This window comes from Achromobacter insuavis (assembly GCF_902859645.1).
GTDB lineage: Bacteria > Pseudomonadota > Gammaproteobacteria > Burkholderiales > Burkholderiaceae_B > Achromobacter > Achromobacter insuavis.
In genome coordinates, this window is record NZ_CADIJR010000076.1 from 1 (window position 1) to 18,115 (window position 18,115).

Genomic DNA, 18,115 nt, shown 5'->3' on the forward strand with positions numbered 1-18,115 from the left:
AGCAACGCGCCCGCGGCCCTGTACGTGACGGCGCGCCAGCGCGGCGGCCGCGACGAGGCGGTGGTGCTCGATGCCGCCGGCGCCGACCGGCGGGTGCTGCCGATGCCCGCGCGCGGCCACAGCTTCGCGATCGACGCGGCCGGCGAACGCGCCGTGGTGTTCGGCCGCCAGCCGGGCTTTTTCGCCCTGGCGTTCGACCTGCGCGGCGAGCGCGCGCCGCTCGAACTGCCATTGCCCGAGGACCGTCATTTCTTCGGCCACGGCGCCTATTTCGACGGCGCCCGCCTGCTGGCCGCGACCGAGAACGACTTCGACGGCGGCCGCGGCGTGCTGGGCATCTATGACGCCACGCCGGGCGGCGGCTACCGCCGCGTCGGCGAGTTCGACAGCGGCGGCATCGGTCCGCACGAAGTGGTGCTGATGCCCGACGGCAAGACGCTGTGCGTGGCCAACGGCGGCATCCTGACCCACCCCGACTACGGCAAGCTCGAACTCAACCTGGACACCATGCGGCCGTCGCTGGCCTATATCGACACGGCCAGCGGCCGCCTGCTGGAAAAGGTCGAACTGGCGCCGGCACTGCATCGCCTGTCGATCCGCCACCTGGCGCTGGCGGCCGACGGCACGGTGTGGTTCGGCTGCCAGTACATGGGCCCCGCCGGCGACCGGCCGGCCCTGGTCGGCCGTCACCGGCGCGGCGCCCAACCGGAACTGTTCGCCGGCCCGGCGCCGACGCTGCGCGAGATGCGCAACTACGTCGGCTCGGTGGCGGCGGACGCGGCCGGCGGCATCATCGCCACCTCCAGCCCGGTGGGCGGGCGCGTGCTGTACTGGGACGCGGCCAGCGGGCGCTGGCTGGGCGAGACGCGGCTGGCCGATGGCTGCGGCGTGGCGCCGGCGCAAGGCGGCGGCTTTCTCGTCAGCAGCGGCCTGGGCGCCATGCTGCGCACCGACGCCGCGGGCGCCGAGCAGCCGTTGCTGGCGCCGTCGCGCGAGCGCGCCTGGGACAACCATTTTCGCCAGGCGTCGGGCGCGGCCTGAGCGGCCGCGTCCTTACAAAGCTTGACACAACGAGGGGCCGCAGCGGCCCATTCCTTCAAGCGCATCTGATAAAGTTTTCGGCTGTCTTTTTTTGCAAGAGGGAGCGACAACGATGGAAGACGCCTTGAAGGAATTCAATGCCTGGGCGCCCAAGCTGGTGGACCTGGGCATCAATCTGCTGGTCGCTTTGCTGATCCTGGTCATCGGCTGGTGGGTCTCGGCGCTGCTGGGACGCTGGGTGCGGCGCATCGCCACCCGTTCCAGCAAGATCGATCCGACCATCGTGCCGATGTTCTACAGCACCGTGGTCTGGACGGTGCGCATTTTCACGCTGATCGCGGTGCTGGCGCGCTTCGGGGTGCAGACCGCCAGCCTGATCGCGGTGCTCGGCGCCGCCGGCCTGGCCGTCGGCCTGGCGCTGCAGGGCACGCTGCAGAACATCGCGGCCGGCATCATGCTGCTGATCCTGCGCCCGGTGCGCGCCGGCGAATACGTGGGCCTGAGCACCGGCGCCGAAGGCACGGTCGAAGAGGTCGGCCTGTTCCTGACGCGCCTGATCCAGGTCGACGGCATCCACCTGACGCTGCCCAACAGCACCGTCTGGAACGCCACCATCACCAACTACAGCCGCAACAAGACGCGCCGCCTGGATATCCCGGTGCCGGTGCGCTATGGCGACGACCTGAACGCGGTGCTGGCCAAGCTGCAGGGCATCGTCGCGGCCAACCCCAATGCGTTGAAGGATCCGCAGCCGCTGGTCAAGGTGGTGGACTACAAGGAAAACGGCGTGGTCGTGAACGTGCGCGTGTGGGCCGAGGCCGGCAAGTACTGGGACCTGCGCTGGGGCCTGTACCAGGAAATCCGCAGCTCGCTGGAGGCCGCCGGCTTCCAGGCGCCGATCCCGCTGCGCGAGATCCAGAATCCCAAGACCGGCGCCCCGGCCTGACAGGCGGCGCCAACGAAAAGGGCGTTCGCGCGATGCGCGGACGCCCTTTTTTTCATTGTGGCCGGCGCGGACATCATGCCGCGCGCGGTCGTGGCATCGTCGGCGCGCGGCCGTGCGGACCGCGTCAGGCCTGCACGGCGAGCCGCGCCAATTCGGCCTTGATCCAGCCGGCGATCTCGCGCTGGCGCTGGGCCGGCATGCGGTCGATGATGGCCGTGACGCTGACCGCCAGCAGCGGCGCGCCATGGCTGTCGAGCAGGGCGCAGCCCACGCCCAGCGCGCCGCGCACGGCGTGGTTGCCCACCACCGAATAGCCGCGCGCGCGGGTGTTTTCGATCAGGCGGAACATTTCCTGAGGCGTCATGCCGCCGTATTCGTCGAGCCGGCTGGAATTGCGTTCGACGATGCCGCGGGCGACGTCGTCGGACAGCGCCGCCAGCAGCGCCATGCCGCCCGAGCCCACGCCCAGCGGCTGGCGCTTGCCGGCGTAGGTCGCCAGGATTTGCACCGGATAGCTGCCGATCTCGCGATGCAGGCTGATGGAATCGTCCTCGTCGCGCACCACCAGGAACACGGCGTCGCCGGTGCGGTCGGCCAGGCGCCGCAGCACCGGCAGCAGCTGGCGCACGCGCGGGTCGCGAGATCGGGTGTCGGGGTCCACCGCCAGCTGGGCGCGGTATTTCTTGGTGCCCGTCACCGGCAGCACCAGGCCGGCGTCGAGCAGGGCCGCCAGCAGCCGGTAGATGGTGGGGCGCTGAATGCCCGTCAGGCGGGCAATATCGGTCACGCTGAGGCCGTCAGGCCCCTGGTCCCGCAGGGCGGCCAGAACGGCCAGCCCGCGCCGCAATGTGCGTGGGCCTGCGGCCGCGGCATCGCTGTCTTGCATGCAACTCTCTGAAAACTTGGGGGTTATTGCGTCTTGGTCAAGGGAAAACCATAGTCCGTAGCGTGGACTCTACCTTGATGCTCCTCTCGTGTATAGATCAGAATGCAGCATCCAATAATTCAAATCGTCCATGTAATGGACAGTATCAGCACGGAGACTATATGATGACCGGTCAAAAGCCTGGACTGCGGCGTCTTGCCGCCACGCTACTGGCTACCGCCGCAAGCGCTTTCGCCATGGGTTCCGCCCAGGCCGCCTATCCCGATAAACCTGTCCGCATCGTGGTCGGCTTTTCCGCCGGCGGCACCACCGATGTGATCGCCCGCATCATGGCCAAGGAGCTCACCGAGAGCCTGGGCCAGTCGTTCGTGGTCGAGAACAAGCCGGGCGCCGGCAGCAACATCGCCACCGACCAGGTGCAGCGCGCCGCGCCGGACGGCTACACGCTGCTGTTCGTGGCCGTCACCAGCGCCATCAACCAGACGCTGTACAAGAACGTCACGTTCGACCTGACGAAGGACTTCACCCCCGTGGCGCTGGGCGCCAAGGTGCCGAACATCCTGGTGGTCAACCCCCAGGTGCCGGTCAAGACGGTGCAGGAACTGGTCGATTACGCCAAGAAGAACCCGGGCAAGCTGGCGTTTGCCTCGTCGGGCAGCGGCACCTCGATCCACATGGCCGGCGAGCTGTTCAAGATGCAGGCCGGCATCGACGTGCTGCACGTGCCCTACAAGGGCAGCGCCCCGGCCATCACCGACCTGATCGGCGGCCAGGTGCAGTTCATGTTCGACAACATGCCGTCGGCCTGGCCGCACGCCCAGTCGGGCAAGCTGCGCGCGCTGGCGGTGACCACGGCCGAGCGCTCCAAGAGCGCGCCGGACCTGCCCACCATGAAGGAAGCGGGCTTCGCCAACTTCGACGTGTCGTCGTGGTTCGGCCTGATCGCGCCGGCCGGCACGCCGCCCGACGTGGTCAACAAGCTCAACGCCGCCATGGTCAAGGCGCTGGACAAGCCCGAAGTGCAACTGGCCTTCGAAAAGCTGGGCGCCGTGGGCGTCAAGACCACGCCGGCCGAATTCGGCCAGTTCATCAAGTCGGAAGTGGAAGGCTGGGCGCCGGTGGTCAAGGCGTCGGGCGCCAAGGTCGACTGAGCGCGCGCTTCGTGCCGCGGCGGGTCAACCGCCGGTGGCCGATGACGGGGGACGGGCGGATGCCCGTCCCTATTTTTTTGTATCGTCGTCGCGGCGGGCCGTCGCCAGCATCGCGGTGCAGACGCCGCGCATCATGTCGACCTCGTCGCGGGTCAGGGCGACCCGGGAAAAAAGGTGCCGCATGCGCGGCAGCAGCTTCTTGGGATGGGCCGGGTCCAGGAAGCGCACGCCCACCAGCGCCTCTTCCCAGTGCGTCAGGAAGGCCTGCACCGCCTCGCCGGAAGCCGGCTCGGCGCCGCGCGAGGGCGCCTGCGCGGTCGACGCCGGCAGCAGGGCGGCGCCCTGGTCCACCAGCAGCGCGTAGCGCAGCTCCCAGGCCGCCAGTTGCAGCGCCTGGGCCACGTTCAGCGAGCTGTACTCGGGGTTGGCCGGGATGTGGCAGATGCGGTGGCACAGCCCGATCTGGGCGTTGGTGAGGCCGGCGCGCTCGGTGCCCAGCACGATGGCGGCACAGCCCTCGGCGGTTTCCGCCAGATGGGCGCAGGCCAGGTCGGCCGCCTGGCGGATGTCGCAGGGCGGGGGGCCGAGGTCACGCACCCGGGCGGTCAGGGCGAACGCCAGGGTCACGGGCGCCAGCGCCTCTTCCAGGGTATCGTAGATACGCGCGTTTTCCAGCACGTCCAGGGCGCCGCTGGCCAGGGCCACGGCTTCCGGCTGGCTGGTCACATCGGCGAATTTGGGCCCCACCAGCACCAGTTCGGAGAAGCCCATGGTCTTGATCGCACGGGCCGCCGAACCGACGTTTCCGGGGTGGCTGGGGTTCACCATAATGAAGCGAACGCGTGAAAATGCTTGAGTCATTTAAAATGGCACGTTTGGCTTAGTGCCTTCCTGGTTTTTTGGGCCGTTTTCCCCCTGTCGGGGCGGCGGCGGACCCGGGAGGGCGGCTAGCGGCCTACCCACCGCATACGTACGGAATTTTATGCACCCGATGCTCAACATCGCCATCAAGGCGGCCCGGCGTGCCGGCACCATTATCAACCGTGCCAGCATGGATTTGGAACGACTCAGCGTGGCTCGCAAGGGGCCGCGCGATTATGTCACGGAAGTCGATCGCGCCGCCGAGGAGTCCATCGTCGAGACGCTGCGCGCCGCTTATCCGGATCACGCCGTCCTGGGCGAGGAATTCGGCTTGCAGGGCCCCGACCAGGCCGAGTTCCAGTGGATCATCGATCCGCTGGACGGCACCACCAACTTCATCCACGGCCTGCCCAACTACGCCGTGTCGATCGCGCTGACCCAGCGCGGCCAGGTCACGCAGGCGGTCATCTATGACCCGTCGCGCAACGAACTGTTCACCGCCAGCCGTGGCAGCGGCACGTTCCTGAACGACCGCCGCGTGCGCGTCTCGGGCCGCACCCGCTACCACGAGGCCCTGCTGGGCGCGCACTGGCCCAACTCGGGCGACCTGGAACAGGGCTCGGCCCGATTCCGCGCCATGGCCGAAGGCAGCACTGGCGTGCGCCGCCTGGGCGCCACCGTGCTGGACCTGGCCTATGTCGCCTGCGGCCGCCTGGACGGCTTCTGCGGCGTCGGCCTGAAGCCCTGGGACCTGGCGGCCGGCAGCCTGATGGTGCTGGAAGCCGGCGGCCTGGTCGCCGACTTCGACGGCGAGCAAGGCTGGATGGACTCCGGCAACGTGCTGGCCGCCAGCCCGAAGATCTTCACGCAGATGCTGTCGGCGCTGAACCCGACGCCGGCTGCCTGAGCGCGCTTCGGCCTGTCCACGAAAAACCGGCCTCGCGCCGGTTTTTTGTTTTGGGTGATGCGGTTTCGGCGTGTCTTGCGAGAATGGCCGGGGTGGACTGATTGCTCACGGTTCGGCCGGCCGCGGCCGGGTTCATGCGCTAAGGTCACGCCGGGAGTGACGCGGGGTGCCCGGCACCGAACGAATGGTCTGCCGGTGAGGAAGGCGCCTGCGTCTTCCTCATACGGAGGTGATCGCATGACAGGAAAAACGTCGATGCGGCCGGGCCGGGCCGGCGCATTGCCGGCCGGCTATGCCGGTATTCACGGCGATATCGTTGAACTACTCGATAGCGCTCGCCGGACCGCGGTCCGACGGGTCAATGCACTGATGACGGCGAGTTATTGGGCGATCGGCCAACGGATCGTCGACGCCGAGCAGAAAGGCAGGCGGCGGGCCGGCTACGGGGAACAGTTGATTCAACGGTTGTCCATTGACCTGACCGCCCGGTTCGGACGCGGATTCAGCGCCGACAACCTGGAGAACATGCGGGGATTCTTCCTTGCCTATCCTCCATCTGCAATTTCCGAGACAGTGTCTCGGAAATTCGACCTATCCGATCTGGCCCAGGCATTCGCACTGCCATGGTCGGCGTACGTACGGTTGCTATCGGTCAAGGATGGCCAGGCTCGCCGGTTCTACGAGGCGCATGCGCTGCGTGGCGGCTGGAGCGTGCGCCAGCTCGACCGGCAGATCGAAAGCCAGTTCTACGAGCGCACGGCATTGTCCAGGAACAAGGACGCGGTGCTGGCCAAGGCAGCGCTCGCGATGCCCGCGGATGCTGTCACCCCGGATGATGCGATCAAGGATCCGTATGTGCTGGAGTTTCTCGATCTCAAGGACGAATACTCGGAATCCGACCTGGAAACCGCCCTGACGCAGCGTCTGGAAGGTTTCCTGCTGGAACTTGGGGACGGCTTCACCTTCGTGGGACGGCAGCGTCGATTGCGCATCGACCAGACCTGGTATCGCGTGGATCTGCTGCTGTTTCATCGCAGGCTGCGCTGCCTGGTCATCATCGATCTGAAACTCGGCAGCTTGACCCACGCGGATGTGGGCCAGATGCATATGTACTGCAACTATGCGAAAGCGCACTGGGTGCTTGCTGACGAGAATCCACCGGTGGGGCTTATCCTGTGCGCGGACAAGGGCCGTGCGCTGGCGCAGTATGCGTTGGACGGACTGCCAACCCAGGTCATGGCAGCCAACTACCGTACCGTGTTGCCGGATGCTGCGTTGCTGCAGAGGGAACTGGAGGCCACGCGCAGGCGGTCGGTGTGCGTTGGGTCACCCTTCGCCGCCCTGCGACACCAGCCCCCCCTCGAGCGGCACGAACCACGCCCGCAGCCCCAGCTCGCGCACGATCGGCGCGGTCGCCTGCAGCGGCATCTGCGAGAACGCGGTGGACAGGGCGTCGGCCATGGTGGCGTTGGGCGCCATCACCGACACGCTCTGGTAGCGCGGCTGCGCGGCGCCGGTGCGGGGGTCGAACAGGTGTGTGTAGCGGCCCGCCGCATCCAGGGCGGTGCCGTAGCCGCCTGAGGTGGCCAGTGCCTGGTTGCGCACGGGCACCGAAGCCAGGATCCGCTGCGGCGCCCGGGGGTCGGCCAGCCCGACCCGCCAGTCGCCGGGCGACGCGCGGCGGTCCAGCCCGCGTATCTCGCCCATGTCGACCAGCGCGCGTTCCAGCCCGCCTTGCCTGAGCAGGCGCGTGATGCAATCGGTGATGTAGCCCTGGGCGATGCCGTTGAGCGTGATGCCCATCCCGGGCCGTTGCAGCGCGATACGACGGCTGTCCAGCGTCACGGCGTGATACGAGACGCGCGCCAGGGTCTGCGCCAGTTCGGCTTCGGACGGGCCTTGCGCTGCCGCGCCGGCCCGCGCGAAATGGCTGGCATACAGCTGCCAGAGCGGCTGCACGGTGGGGTCGAAGACGCCATCGGTCAGGCGGCTGTAGCGCAGTCCGTCGCCAAGCAGGCGCAGCAGGTCGGCGGGCGGATCGGCCAGGTAGCCCTGCCGGTTCAGCCGCGCCAGCGCGCTGTCGTCGCGGTACAGGCTGAATATGCCTTCCAGGCGATGCAGTTCTGCCAGCGCCTGCGCGATCAGTTGCCGCGCGGTGCGCGGGTCGGGATGGTAGAGCCGCAGCTCGGCATCCGCGCCTAGCGCGACGCCTTGCCAGGTGGTGGGAGCGATCGCGGCGGATGCGCGGCGCAAGGACAGGGGGGCGAGCGCCAGCGCGGACGTCGCGGCGGCGATGCCGATGAAACGGCGGCGGCGGGGATTCATGGCGGTGGACATGGCGGAATGGAGCGGCGTGGGGCGGCGGGCGGCCGCGCTACTGGGCGAAGACATAGGCTTCCGGAACCTCGGCATAGGCCACGACGCGGCCGCCGTGCGCTCGGGCGAAGGCCTCGGCGGGCGCGCGCAGCGAGAACGGCATGGCGTCTTCGGCGCCCATGCCGCCGACGAAGCGGCCCTCGATGACGTAGAACGCCTGGCGCGCGTCGATCCAGGCGGCCGGATCGGGCGCGCCGTCCGGCCCGGCAGTGGCCATGTCGTTCACGTAGATCGCGGTGATGGCCTTGGGCTCCTCGGGCAGCAGGGTGTAGGCGAACACCTGCTTGATCGACGAGAACCAGACCGGCGCCGGCCGGCCCTTGATGAAGATCTGTCCTTTCGGGCCGGCGTGGTCGGCCAGGGCCATGCCGCAGTAGTGGCCGACCGATTGCGACGTGACCGGCTGGGGCGGCGGCGGGGCGGCGGGCGCGGCGCCGTCGCCGCAGGCGGTCACGGCCAGCAGCGCGGCCAGGCAAAGGGAAAGCAGCAGGGGTCTCATAGCGGCCGGTTCCTGAACGACGCGATTGCCAGCAGGAAGGGCGCGGCGATCCACAGCAGCAGCGCCGCCACCAGCGCGGGCACGGGCAGGCTGGCCTGGTCGCTCACGCCCGCCATGCCGGCGTACAGCGAAATGTTCTCGAAGCCCGTCAGGTTGAGCAGGCGGTAGACGTCGGAGGGGTTGAGCAGCAGCAGCGCGTTGAGCAGGCCGGGGCTGACGTGGCGGCCCTGGTCGGCCGCCAGCAGGCCCAGCAGCGCCATGTCGTAGATCACCACGAAGAACAGCCACACGCCGACGGCGATGCCGGCCGCGGTGGCGCGTTCGCGCACCCGCGTGCTGATGAGGTAGCCCATGGCCAGGAAACTCGCGCCTAGCAGCACGCTGGCGCCGATCAGCAGCGCGAACGGCTGCCAGGCGGCCGGGTCCAGGCCGCCATAGGCCCATTGCAACGCCAGGCCGGCCGAGCCGTAGCCGGCGCCGGTGGCCAGCGCCAGGATCGCCAGGTGGCCGATGAACTTGCCCACCAGCACCTGCCAGCGTGCCACGGGGTAGCTCAGCAGCAGGGCCATGGTGCCGCGGTCGACTTCGCCGACCACCGCGTCGTAGGCCAGCAGCATGGCGATGAGCGGCACCAGGAAGATCGACAGGCTCGACAGGCTGACCACGGTGACGGTCAGCGGGTCGGCCTTGACGGTGCCGGTCGGCGAACTGCCCAGCAGGCCCAGGGCCAGCGCCAGCGCGCCCAGCAGCAGGGCGGTGGCGAGCACCCAGCGGTTGCGCAGGCCGTCGCGTATTTCCTTGCCGATGATGGTGCAGACGGCGTTCATATGTCTTCCCGTTCAAGCAGGTGGGCGTAGATGTCGTCCAGGCTGGGGGCCTGGATGTCGAGGTCGGCGATGGGCGCGGCGATGGCGCCGATGCCGCGGATGGCGTCGACCTTGTCGCGTTCCAGGCAGGCCAGTTCGTAGCGGCAGGCGTCGAGGCGGCGCCACGGCCGCGCCAGCACCGTGCCGGTCTGCGGCGAGGCCAGTGTCAGCCGGATGCGGATGGGCAGCCCGGTGGACTGGCGCAGCGCCGACATGGCGCCGTCGGCGATCTTCCGGCCGGCCTTCATGACGATGATGCGGTCGGCGTGGCCGGCCAGTTCCGACAGCGCATGGGTGCTGAGCAGGACGGTGGCGCCGGCGGCGCGCAGCTCGTGGACGATGTCGTAGAACATCAGGCGCGAGGCCGGGTCCAGCCCGGTGGTCGGTTCATCGAACAGCAGCACGCGCGGCTCGCCCAGCAGGGCCTGGGCCAGCGCCAGGCGTTGCCGCATGCCCTTGGAATAGCCGCCCACGCGGCGGTGGGCGGCGCCGGCGATGCCGACCTTCTCCAGCAGCGCGGGGTTGCCGGACAGCGGCCGGCGTTTGAGCCGGGCGTAGAACGCCAGCGTCTCCACGCCGGTCAGCGAGGGATGCAGCGCGACGGTTTCCGGCAGGTAGCCGATGCGGTCGCGCAGGCGTGCGGCGGCGCGGCTGTGGGCGTCTTCGCCGAACAGCGTGACGCGTCCGTGGGTGGGGCGGATCAGCCCCAGCACCAGCTTGATCAGCGTGCTCTTGCCGGCGCCGTTGTGGCCGGCCAGCGCCACGCACTCGCCTTGGCGCAGTTGCAGGTCGAGGCCGTCGATGGCGCGCTGCGCGCCATAGTGCTTGCTGACGCCGGCCAGCGTCACCAGGTCGGTATTCATGGAGTCTCCTTGGCGCGGGCGGCGGGGCGCGGCGGCGGCTGCATCAGCGGCGCGCTGTCGATAACGCCGCCCGGCAGGATGGCGGGAAATTGGGATTGGGCCCAGCGCACGATCGAGATCGAGGGGCTGTTGAGCAGGATGCGCGCGGCCGGCGCGCGCCACAGCAGCTGGTCGACCACGTCGTTGGGCCGGTAGGCGGTGTCGGCGATGCCGTCGCCGTCCAGGTCGAAGGCGGTGTTGTCGCTCCAGTAGTTGCCGCGGCCGTTCACCGCCCAGTCGAGCGTGCGGGTGCCGACGTACTTCACCTGGTTCTTGTTGTTCAGGAAGGCGTTGCCCGAGATCTGGTTGCCGTCCGACCCGGCGGTGTAGTGCACGCCGATCTCGCAGTTGGCGAAGCGGTTGTCGAGGAACGCGTTGTGGTTGGCGTTGTAGATGAACACGCACTTGCCGGCGCCATCGACCGTGTTGCCGGTGATGCGCGACTGGTTGGCGTAGTTCAGCATCAGGCCCTGCTCGCGGCTGCCGCGCGCGATGTTGCCCTGCACCACCAGGCGGTGCGAATACATGATGGCGTAGGCGATATCGTTGCCGCTCGAGACGTTGCCGCTGATCTCGCTGTCATTGGTGTACATGTAGTGGACCGCGTAGCGCAGGTCGTGGAAGTAGTTGCCGCTGAAGGTGTTCTGCTTGCTGGTGTTGACGAAGATGCCGTCGCGGCCCGCGGAGATGTCGTTGTCCAGCACTTGCGTGCCGGGCGTGTTCCACAGCGTGACGCCGTTGCCGCGCTCGGCCACGCGCAGCTCGCGGTTGCCGACGATGCGGTTGCCGGTCACCAATGCGTCATTGGGGCCCCACACGTGCACGCCCACCAGGTTGTCGAGGATGTCGTTGTGTTCGACCCGCGCGCGGTGCGCGCCGCGGTCCAGGAACACGCCGGCGTCCATGTCCGACAGGCTCAGCCCCGAACGCGTGACGGTCAGGTTGCGCAGCGTTACGTCCTCGGCCTTGACCCACAGCGTGCGGCCCCGGCGCGTGCCGGCGATGACGGCGGCGCGGTCGGGCGGCCCTTGCAGGGTCAGGGGCTTGTCGATGACGATGCCGCCGGTGTAGCTGCCGGGCGCCAGCACCAGCACGTCGCCGGGCTGGGCCGCGGCCACCGCCGCGGCCAGGTCCGCGCCCGCGGCGATGGCCACGGTGGCCGCCGCGCCGGCGGGCGCCCAGCCGAGCAGGCTCCCCAGCGCGGCCAGCGTGGCCAGCACGGCGGCGGTCCTCCTGCCGCCCCGGGTCAGGTTCGCGATGCACGTCATGGGCGTTACGCCGTCTTCTTGGGCAGGACCACCAACTGGCCGGACATTTCCATGTGCAGCGCGTGGCAGAACCACTGGCAGTAGTACCAGTGCACGCCCGGCCGGTCCGCCGTGAACGTCACCGACGAGGTCGCCTGGGGTCCGATTTCCATGGCGATGCCGTGGCCTTCGAGCGTGAAGCCGTGCGTCAGGTCTTCGATCACCTCCATGTTGGTGACCACCACGGTGACCTCGTCGCCCTGGTTGACCTCGATCCGCTTGAGGCTGAACATCGGCGCCACCGCCATCATGTAGACGCGCACCTTGTTGCCGTCGCGCACGATCTTGGCGGCGTCCTCCAGCGTGACGCCGTCCTTCTTGGCCATCTGGCGCGCGTCTTCCCACATGGGGTCGTCGCGTTTCCAGATGCTGATGGGATGGACCTTGGAGCGGTGCACCAGGCACATGTCGTGCGGCTCGGCGAAGCTGGGGCCGTCATGCACGAGCTTCATGGTGTCGCCGGAGATGTCGATGAGCTGGTCGTTCTCGGGCTTGAGCGGGCCGACGTTCAGGAAGCGATCCTTCGAGAACTTGTTCAGCGACACCAGCCACTTGCCGTCGGCCTCGCGCGTCTCGCCCATGGTGGAGTGGTTGTGGCCGGGTTGGTAGTGCACGTCCAGCTTCTGGATGATCGGGTCGACCTTCTCGCCCTTGTAGGCGCGCTTGGCCAGGTCGATGTTCCACTTGACCATCTGGCTGTCGATGAACAGCGTGGTGTAGGCGTTGCCGCGGCCGTCGAAGGCGGTGTGCAGCGGGCCCAGGCCCAGCTGCGGTTCGGCCACCACGCAATCGCGCGGCTTGATCTTGTCGTCGAACAGGTCGTCCAGCGTGCGAACGTCCAGCACGGTCACCGTGGGCGACAGCTTGCCGTTGAGCACCAGGTGGATGCCGTCGGGCGCGGCGTTGCAGCCGTGCGGCGAGTTCGGCACCGGGATGTAGCGGGTGTACTTGGAGCCGTGGCGGCCGTCGATCACCGGCACGCCGCCCATCATCTTGAAGTCGCCCTTCTTGACGGCTTCCTCGATGCGCTTGATGTTGAACACCACCACCCAGTCCTGCTCGTTGGCGGAGGCTTCCTCCACCGTCAGGCCTTTCTCCGAGTTGTAGCAGGTCGAGAAGGAATACTTGCCCTGGTAGTCGGCGTCGCCGTTGTCGAGGTTGCCGTCCACCAGCACCTGCCAGGCGACCTTCATGGTGTCGCCGTCCAGCGCGGTGTAAATGGCGAAGAAGTTCTTCTTGGGATCGTCGGTGACCTTGCCGTCGTTGGGCAGCGGGATGATGTGCTCGCCGTTGGCGAAGACGTAGCCGGTGCGCGGATAGCGCTGCGGCCGCAGGCCGTGCACGCCGGACACGTTGGGCAGCTCGGTGATCTTGTCGGTCTTCATCACGTCCAGGCGGATGCGGGCGACGCGGTTGTTGGCCTTGTCGTTGATGAAGAGGTAGCGGCCGTCGTAGGTGCGGTCGGTGAACGACAGATGCGGGTGGTGGGCGTCGCCATTCAGGAACACGCCGCCCTTGTCCTTGAGGTATTCGCGGGTCTCGGGCGTCAGGCCTTCGGTGAGGATCTTGCGGCTTTCGTTGGTGCGGCCCCAGCCGGTGGCGCTGCAGTGGTTGAAGACCGGGATGCGCACCAGTTCGCGCATGGAAGGCAGCCCCAGCACGCGCACTTCGCCCGACTGGCCGCTGGAGTTGAAGGCATAGTATTCGTCCAGCTCGCCCGGCGCGACGTGGCCGCTCTGGCCGGCGGCGCCGGCCTTGGCGTCCTTGCCGTGGGCGGTGGACAGCTGCGCGCCGCCCACCAGGCCGGCCGCGCCGGTGATGGCGGCGGTTCCCAGGAAGCTGCGGCGGCTCAGGCCGGTTTTGTCGGGGTTCTTGTCGGACATGGGTAACTCCTCGATAGGAACGGCGTCTCGCGCCGCGGAACGGAAATCAGGATTCGGAGGTCGCGGGCGCGTTCGGGTTGGGCGCGCGGTGCAGCACCACCTCCTGCACCGCGGGCTCGCTGTCGGCGGCGCGGCGTCGCTCGCGCTTGCCGTGCTGCTGGATCAGGTGCGGGCACTTTTGCTTGTGGTGGTAGAGCATCTGGCAATGCAGGCACTGGATGCACTCGTTCGGGTTGATCTCGCCGGTCGGCTCGATGGCTTGAACCGGGCATTCCTTGGCGCAGCGTTGACAGGGGTTGCCGCAGTCGCGGTAGCGGCGCAGCCAGTCGAAGATGCGCAGCCGCGCCGGAATCGCCAGGGCCGCGCCCAGCGGACAGAGGTAGCGGCAGAAGAAGCGTTCGATGAACAGGCCCGCGGCCACCAGCGCCACCGCGAACAGCACGAACGGCCAGTCGCGCAGGAAGCGCAGGATGATGGCGGTCTTGAAGGGTTCGACCTCGGCCAGCCGCTCGGCCAGCGCCAGGTCGTACAGCGAGAAGCCGAACAGCACCAGGAAGATCACGTACTTCAGGGTCGACAGGCGCTGGTTGACACCGTGGCGCACCTTGACCTGGCGCAGCCCCAGGCGCTTGGCGATGCGGTTGGCCAGTTCCTGCAGCGCGCCGAACGGGCACAGCCAGCCGCAGAAGGCGCCGCGGTTCCAGAACACCATCGAAATGGCGGTGGCGCACCACAGGATGAACACCAGGGGATCCATCAGGAAGTAGTCCCAGCGGAAGTCGGTGCGCAGCGCCGAGAAGAACGTCAGCACGTTGACGATGGACAGCTGGGCCTGGCCGTACCAGCCGATCCAGAACAGCGCGAAGGCCAGGAACGCCAGGCGCAGCCGGTCATGCAGCAGCGGCCGGCTGGTCAGCTGGTCCTGGAAGAAGAAGATGCCCACCAGCACCAGCAACGCCGCCGTCAGGATCGCCACCTGCACGGTCTTGCCGCGCCAGATCTGCTGCCACAGCGCGGGCGGGGCGGCGTCCTCGGCCGTCGCCTCGGGGGCCGGCGCCGACGCGGCCGGCGCGGCGCGGGTATAGCGGTCGGGCAGGGTGTACGGCAGGTCGAAGGTGACGAAGGCCTTGTCCGACACGCTCAGCACGCGCTGCACCATCAATTGCAGCCGCCATGGCTTGACCGGGTCGAACGCGGCGTCCTCCGGCACCACGAACAGCGCCACTTCGCGCAGGGCCGGCGCGCCCTGCGCGGCGACGTCGGCCAGGCGCTGGTGATTGCGGTCGCGGAAGCGGAAGCTGCCTTCGTCCTGGATGATCTCGATGCGGTCGAAGATGCCGCCGCGCACGTAACCCGAGCCCTTGAATGAATAAGCGCCATTGCCCGACACCAGGATGGCCTGCTGGCCGGGCTTCAGGCGTTCCTTCAGGCGCTGCCATTCCACATCGCCGAGCAGGCTGCGGCCGACCGACGGCACGCTTGCCAGCGCCACGTACAGGTCGATGAAGACGTCGTCGTCGGCCGCTTCCTGACCGCGTTCGGCGGCGTCCTGCCGGCCCGATTCGCGGAACACGCGGTTGACGTCCTCGGGCGCCAGGCGCAGGTTGCGCACCGCGCCGGCGTCGAGCAGGGCCTGCCACGATTCGACCGCGTCGCGGGTGTCATCGATCTGGCGCGCGGGCGCGGTGGCCGCCGTGGCGGCGGGCGTGGCGCTGGCGGCGCCGGCGCCATCCACGCCGTAGGCGCGCGCCACCGCGATGGCCGAGCGCGTGATGCTGTCGCCGATCACCATGAGGGTGACAGTGGCGCCGCTGATGATGTCCACCGGCGGCGGCGCGCCATGGCGCGGCGGGCTGTCGATGAAGTTCAGGCCGACGTAGCCCTGGATGAAGTGATCGACCTTGGCTTGCGGAATGCCGATCAGCACGATGGGCTCGTGATGCTCCACCAGCCTGGTGCCGACGATGCGGCCGTTGTCCGCCAGCGCCACCAGCACATCGATGGGCTTGCTGGAATAGCCGCGAGTGTTGACCACGTCGGAGGTCAGGTAGATGCGGCCCAGGGCGCGCTCGCCGGCATAGGCGCGCGCGGTCATCGGTTTGCCCTCGGGCGGGCCGACGCGATCGGCGCCGGGGAAGAGGTCGGCGATGGAAACCGTCTTCAGGAAGTCGGGCAGCCGCTGCGCCTGGACGGCGTTCGCGCACAACGTACAGCACAGCAGGAAAATTGAAATGAAGACCCGGATGAAAGGGGGGAATGCGCGATGTGTGCCGCGATGTGTCCCGTGATGTGCCCCGCAACGTGCCCCGTAATGTGCCGCCTGACTGCCGCGCATGCTTCGACTCTTTGTTGGTGTAGGTTTGCAGCCATCCTACGAATCGATGCGCGGGTCCACGTTGCGGTTTGTCAAGATCGTCGGCGTAATCAGTAATACCCCTATTGACCATAGGGCTGTGCGCAGGTAAGCGCGCTTCGCTTGACGCGCATCAAGCGGCTTGCCGGGTCCCCCTCCTAGACTGGTGCGCGGTGGCGTTGCGGGCGGAGTCCGGCAACGCGCAGATACACCGTTCAGTCATCGGAGAAGATTCAATGCTTGCCAAAACCACCCTGGCCATCCTGCTGTCGGCCGCCAGCCTGCCCGCGCTTGCCGCGCAATGCGAAGCCACCGTCGAAAGCAACGACGCCATGCAGTACAACGTCAAGGAAATCGTCGTCGACAAGAGCTGCAAGCAGTTCACCGTGCACCTGAAGCACGTCGGCAAGATGGCCAAGGTCGCCATGGGCCACAACCTGGTGCTGACCAAGGACGCCGACAAGCAGGGCGTCGCCACCGACGGCATGGGCGCCGGCCTGGCGCAGGACTACGTCAAGGCGGGCGACACCCGCGTCATCGCCCACACCAAGGTTATCGGCGGCGGCGAATCCGATTCGGTCACGTTCGACGTGTCCAAGATCGCCGCGGGCGGGAACTACGCCTACTTCTGCTCCTTCCCCGGCCACTGGGCCATGATGAAGGGCACGCTCAAGCTGGGCGGTTGAGTCCGTCTCTTTCAGGAGTCGAGGGGCGCGGAGGCGGGCGCAACCTCCAGGAACCGCAGCGGCTGTCCTTGCGGCGGCGCGTCGGCCAGGGCCTCATCGCGCACGACGGCATGACCGCGCACGACGGTGTGAATGGGCCAGCCCGTGACGCGCAGGCCGTCATACGGCGTCCAGCCGCTGACGCTGGCGATCCAGGCGTTGTGGATGGTGCGGCGCGCCTGGAGATCGACGATGCTGAAATCGGCGTCATCGCCCAGCGCGATGCGGCCCTTGCCTTCGATGCCGAACAGGCGCGCCGGGCCGGCGCTGGTCAGGTCCGCCAGGCGCGGGAGGCTCAGGCGGCCGGCATGCACGTGGTCGAGCATCAGGGGCAGCAGGGTCTGCACGCCCGTCATGCCGCTGGGGGACTGCGGATAGGGCCTGGCCTTCTCTTCCAATGTGTGCGGCGCGTGGTCGCTGCCGATGACATCGACCACGCCGTCACGAATGGCCTGCCACAGCGCATCCTGGTGGCGCTGCTCGCGCACCGGCGGATTCATCTGCGCCAGGCTGCCCAGCCGTTCGTAGCAGTCGGGCGCGTGCAGCGTGAGGTGATGCGGCGTGACTTCGACGCTGACGCGCCGCTTGTGCCCGGCCAGGAAGACGATCTCCTCGGCGCTGGAGACGTGCAGCACGTGCAGCCGCCGCCCGGTTTCAGCCGCCAGGCGCACGATGCGCCGCGTGGCCATCAGCGCGCTCTCGACGTCGCGCCAGTGAGGGTGCTGGCGGATGTCGCCGCTGGCCTGCACGATCGATTTGCGCTCGCGCAGCCGGGCCTCGTCCTCGGCATGCACGGCCATGCGGCGGCGGCCGTGGCGCAGGATGCGGCGCAGTACGTCGGTTTCATCGGCCAGCAGATCGCCGAAGGAACTGCCCATGAAGACCTTGACGCCAGCGCAGCCGGGCAGGTCTTCCAGCTCGGCCAGTCGCTCGGCATTGACCGCGGAACCGCCGATGTAGAACGCATGGTCGCACCAGGCGCGGCCACGCGCCGCATCGAGCTTGACCTGCAAATCGACGGCCGTGAGCGTCAGCGGGCTGGTGTTCGGCATTTCGAAGATGCTGGTCACGCCGCCCAGCACCGCGCCGCGCGTGCCGGCTTCGAGGGTTTCCTTGTGGGTCAGGCCGGGTTCGCGGAAATGCACCTGGCTGTCGATGACGCCGGGCAGGACATGCAGGCCGGCCGCGTCCAGCGTGGCGTCCGCGCGCCAGTCGCCCAGGCTGCCCAGCGCCACCACGCGGCCGTCGCGCGCGGCGATGTCGATGCGCGCCATCGCGCCGCCCGGCAGCAGCACGGTGCCCCCGCGCACCAGCAGGTCGGCCTGCCGTCGGGAGGGTTGCCCGGCGTCGATCATGCGGAGGTTTCCTGGCGCAGCGTGAGGGGGAAGGGCTTGGCCGATGGGTGTGCCGTC

General features: G+C 68.4%; 15 protein-coding genes and 1 pseudogene. 6 read left to right on the forward strand and 10 right to left on the reverse strand.

The window, feature by feature from the left end; genetic code table 11:
- Both H0523_RS26075 and H0523_RS26080 read left to right on the forward strand, forming a co-directional pair.
- Nucleotides 1-1,041, forward strand: a 1,041-nt coding sequence (locus H0523_RS26075) for a DUF1513 domain-containing protein (protein WP_180180196.1), incomplete at its 5' end; no start/stop codon positions are given.
- Between the two features lie 112 nt (nucleotides 1,042-1,153).
- On the forward strand, nucleotides 1,154-1,987 hold the full coding sequence (locus H0523_RS26080; RefSeq protein WP_054431522.1) for a mechanosensitive ion channel family protein: 834 nt from the start codon (nucleotides 1,154-1,156) through the stop codon (nucleotides 1,985-1,987).
- A gap of 124 nt (nucleotides 1,988-2,111) precedes the next feature.
- On the opposite strand, the gene H0523_RS26085 is transcribed toward H0523_RS26080, so the two are convergent.
- A complete protein-coding gene (locus H0523_RS26085) occupies nucleotides 2,112-2,873 on the reverse strand; it encodes an IclR family transcriptional regulator (RefSeq protein ID WP_054431521.1) in 762 nt (253 codons plus the stop codon).
- A gap of 161 nt (nucleotides 2,874-3,034) precedes the next feature.
- On the opposite strand from H0523_RS26085, the gene H0523_RS26090 reads away from it, so the two are divergent.
- Complete coding sequence (locus H0523_RS26090; RefSeq protein WP_054431520.1) at nucleotides 3,035-4,024, forward strand: Bug family tripartite tricarboxylate transporter substrate binding protein; 990 nt, start codon at nucleotides 3,035-3,037, stop codon at nucleotides 4,022-4,024.
- Between the two features lie 69 nt (nucleotides 4,025-4,093).
- Here the strand turns inward: H0523_RS26090 and H0523_RS26095 are convergent, their stop codons facing one another.
- The gene (locus tag H0523_RS26095; protein WP_156333174.1) at nucleotides 4,094-4,885 is read right to left on the reverse strand and encodes an RNA methyltransferase; all 792 of its coding nucleotides are present in this window, start codon (nucleotides 4,883-4,885) and stop codon (nucleotides 4,094-4,096) included.
- A 121-nt stretch (nucleotides 4,886-5,006) separates the two neighbouring features.
- On the opposite strand from H0523_RS26095, the gene H0523_RS26100 reads away from it, so the two are divergent.
- Together H0523_RS26100 and H0523_RS26105 are read left to right on the forward strand one after the other, a co-directional pair.
- The gene (locus H0523_RS26100) at nucleotides 5,007-5,792 is read left to right on the forward strand and encodes an inositol monophosphatase family protein (protein ID WP_054417226.1); all 786 of its coding nucleotides are present in this window, start codon (nucleotides 5,007-5,009) and stop codon (nucleotides 5,790-5,792) included.
- A gap of 237 nt (nucleotides 5,793-6,029) precedes the next feature.
- A pseudogene (locus tag H0523_RS26105) lies at nucleotides 6,030-7,100 on the forward strand (PDDEXK nuclease domain-containing protein); the annotation flags it as partial.
- An 18-nt stretch (nucleotides 7,101-7,118) separates the two neighbouring features.
- Here H0523_RS26105 and H0523_RS26110 read toward each other — a convergent pair.
- The 7 genes from H0523_RS26110 to H0523_RS26140 are packed head-to-tail and all read right to left on the reverse strand — an operon-like array spanning nucleotide 7,119 to nucleotide 15,831.
- On the reverse strand, nucleotides 7,119-8,129 hold the full coding sequence (locus H0523_RS26110; RefSeq protein ID WP_054431517.1) for an FAD:protein FMN transferase: 1,011 nt from the start codon (nucleotides 8,127-8,129) through the stop codon (nucleotides 7,119-7,121).
- A gap of 37 nt (nucleotides 8,130-8,166) precedes the next feature.
- Nucleotides 8,167-8,667: a nitrous oxide reductase accessory protein NosL gene (locus tag H0523_RS26115; protein ID WP_054431516.1), complete on the reverse strand. Its 501-nt coding sequence runs from the start codon at nucleotides 8,665-8,667 to the stop codon at nucleotides 8,167-8,169.
- Nucleotides 8,664-9,494 (reverse strand): ABC transporter permease, encoded by an 831-nt coding sequence (locus tag H0523_RS26120; RefSeq protein ID WP_054431515.1) that lies wholly within the window; start codon nucleotides 9,492-9,494, stop codon nucleotides 8,664-8,666. Before H0523_RS26120 ends, H0523_RS26115 begins: the two co-directional genes overlap by 4 nt.
- Nucleotides 9,491-10,396, reverse strand: coding sequence for an ABC transporter ATP-binding protein (locus tag H0523_RS26125; RefSeq protein ID WP_054431514.1), 906 nt, complete (start codon nucleotides 10,394-10,396; stop codon nucleotides 9,491-9,493). Before H0523_RS26125 ends, H0523_RS26120 begins: the two co-directional genes overlap by 4 nt.
- On the reverse strand, nucleotides 10,393-11,703 hold the full coding sequence (locus H0523_RS26130; protein ID WP_054460504.1) for a nitrous oxide reductase family maturation protein NosD: 1,311 nt from the start codon (nucleotides 11,701-11,703) through the stop codon (nucleotides 10,393-10,395). The genes H0523_RS26125 and H0523_RS26130 overlap by 4 nt, the downstream gene beginning before the upstream one ends.
- 5 nt (nucleotides 11,704-11,708) lie before the next feature.
- Complete coding sequence (gene nosZ, locus H0523_RS26135) at nucleotides 11,709-13,625, reverse strand: TAT-dependent nitrous-oxide reductase (protein ID WP_054460505.1); 1,917 nt, start codon at nucleotides 13,623-13,625, stop codon at nucleotides 11,709-11,711.
- 46 nt (nucleotides 13,626-13,671) lie between these two features.
- On the reverse strand, nucleotides 13,672-15,831 hold the full coding sequence (locus tag H0523_RS26140; protein WP_054431512.1) for a NosR/NirI family protein: 2,160 nt from the start codon (nucleotides 15,829-15,831) through the stop codon (nucleotides 13,672-13,674).
- 383 nt (nucleotides 15,832-16,214) lie between these two features.
- Here H0523_RS26140 and azu point away from each other — a divergent pair, with 383 nt between their 5' ends.
- Nucleotides 16,215-16,664: an azurin gene (azu, locus tag H0523_RS26145; RefSeq protein WP_054431511.1), complete on the forward strand. Its 450-nt coding sequence runs from the start codon at nucleotides 16,215-16,217 to the stop codon at nucleotides 16,662-16,664.
- A gap of 11 nt (nucleotides 16,665-16,675) precedes the next feature.
- On the opposite strand, the gene H0523_RS26150 is transcribed toward azu, so the two are convergent.
- Complete coding sequence (locus H0523_RS26150; RefSeq protein WP_054431510.1) at nucleotides 16,676-18,058, reverse strand: dihydroorotase; 1,383 nt, start codon at nucleotides 18,056-18,058, stop codon at nucleotides 16,676-16,678.
- Nucleotides 18,059-18,115 lie beyond the last annotated feature (57 nt).

What these genes read in the sequence shown, in the direction of transcription:
- H0523_RS26120 (WP_054431515.1), bottom strand. Translation starts at nt 9,494, where the DNA reads ATGAACGCCGTCTGCACCATCATCGGCAAGGAAATACGCGACGGCCTG.
- H0523_RS26095 (WP_156333174.1), bottom strand. Translation starts at nt 4,885, where the DNA reads ATGACTCAAGCATTTTCACGCGTTCGCTTCATTATGGTGAACCCCAGC.
- H0523_RS26110 (WP_054431517.1), bottom strand. Translation starts at nt 8,129, where the DNA reads ATGTCCACCGCCATGAATCCCCGCCGCCGCCGTTTCATCGGCATCGCC.
- H0523_RS26090 (WP_054431520.1), top strand. Translation starts at nt 3,035, where the DNA reads ATGATGACCGGTCAAAAGCCTGGACTGCGGCGTCTTGCCGCCACGCTA.
- H0523_RS26080 (WP_054431522.1), top strand. Translation starts at nt 1,154, where the DNA reads ATGGAAGACGCCTTGAAGGAATTCAATGCCTGGGCGCCCAAGCTGGTG.
- nosZ (WP_054460505.1), bottom strand. Translation starts at nt 13,625, where the DNA reads ATGTCCGACAAGAACCCCGACAAAACCGGCCTGAGCCGCCGCAGCTTC.
- H0523_RS26130 (WP_054460504.1), bottom strand. Translation starts at nt 11,703, where the DNA reads ATGACGTGCATCGCGAACCTGACCCGGGGCGGCAGGAGGACCGCCGCC.
- H0523_RS26100 (WP_054417226.1), top strand. Translation starts at nt 5,007, where the DNA reads ATGCACCCGATGCTCAACATCGCCATCAAGGCGGCCCGGCGTGCCGGC.
- H0523_RS26150 (WP_054431510.1), bottom strand. Translation starts at nt 18,058, where the DNA reads ATGATCGACGCCGGGCAACCCTCCCGACGGCAGGCCGACCTGCTGGTG.
- H0523_RS26115 (WP_054431516.1), bottom strand. Translation starts at nt 8,667, where the DNA reads ATGAGACCCCTGCTGCTTTCCCTTTGCCTGGCCGCGCTGCTGGCCGTG.
- azu (WP_054431511.1), top strand. Translation starts at nt 16,215, where the DNA reads ATGCTTGCCAAAACCACCCTGGCCATCCTGCTGTCGGCCGCCAGCCTG.
- H0523_RS26085 (WP_054431521.1), bottom strand. Translation starts at nt 2,873, where the DNA reads ATGCAAGACAGCGATGCCGCGGCCGCAGGCCCACGCACATTGCGGCGC.
- H0523_RS26125 (WP_054431514.1), bottom strand. Translation starts at nt 10,396, where the DNA reads ATGAATACCGACCTGGTGACGCTGGCCGGCGTCAGCAAGCACTATGGC.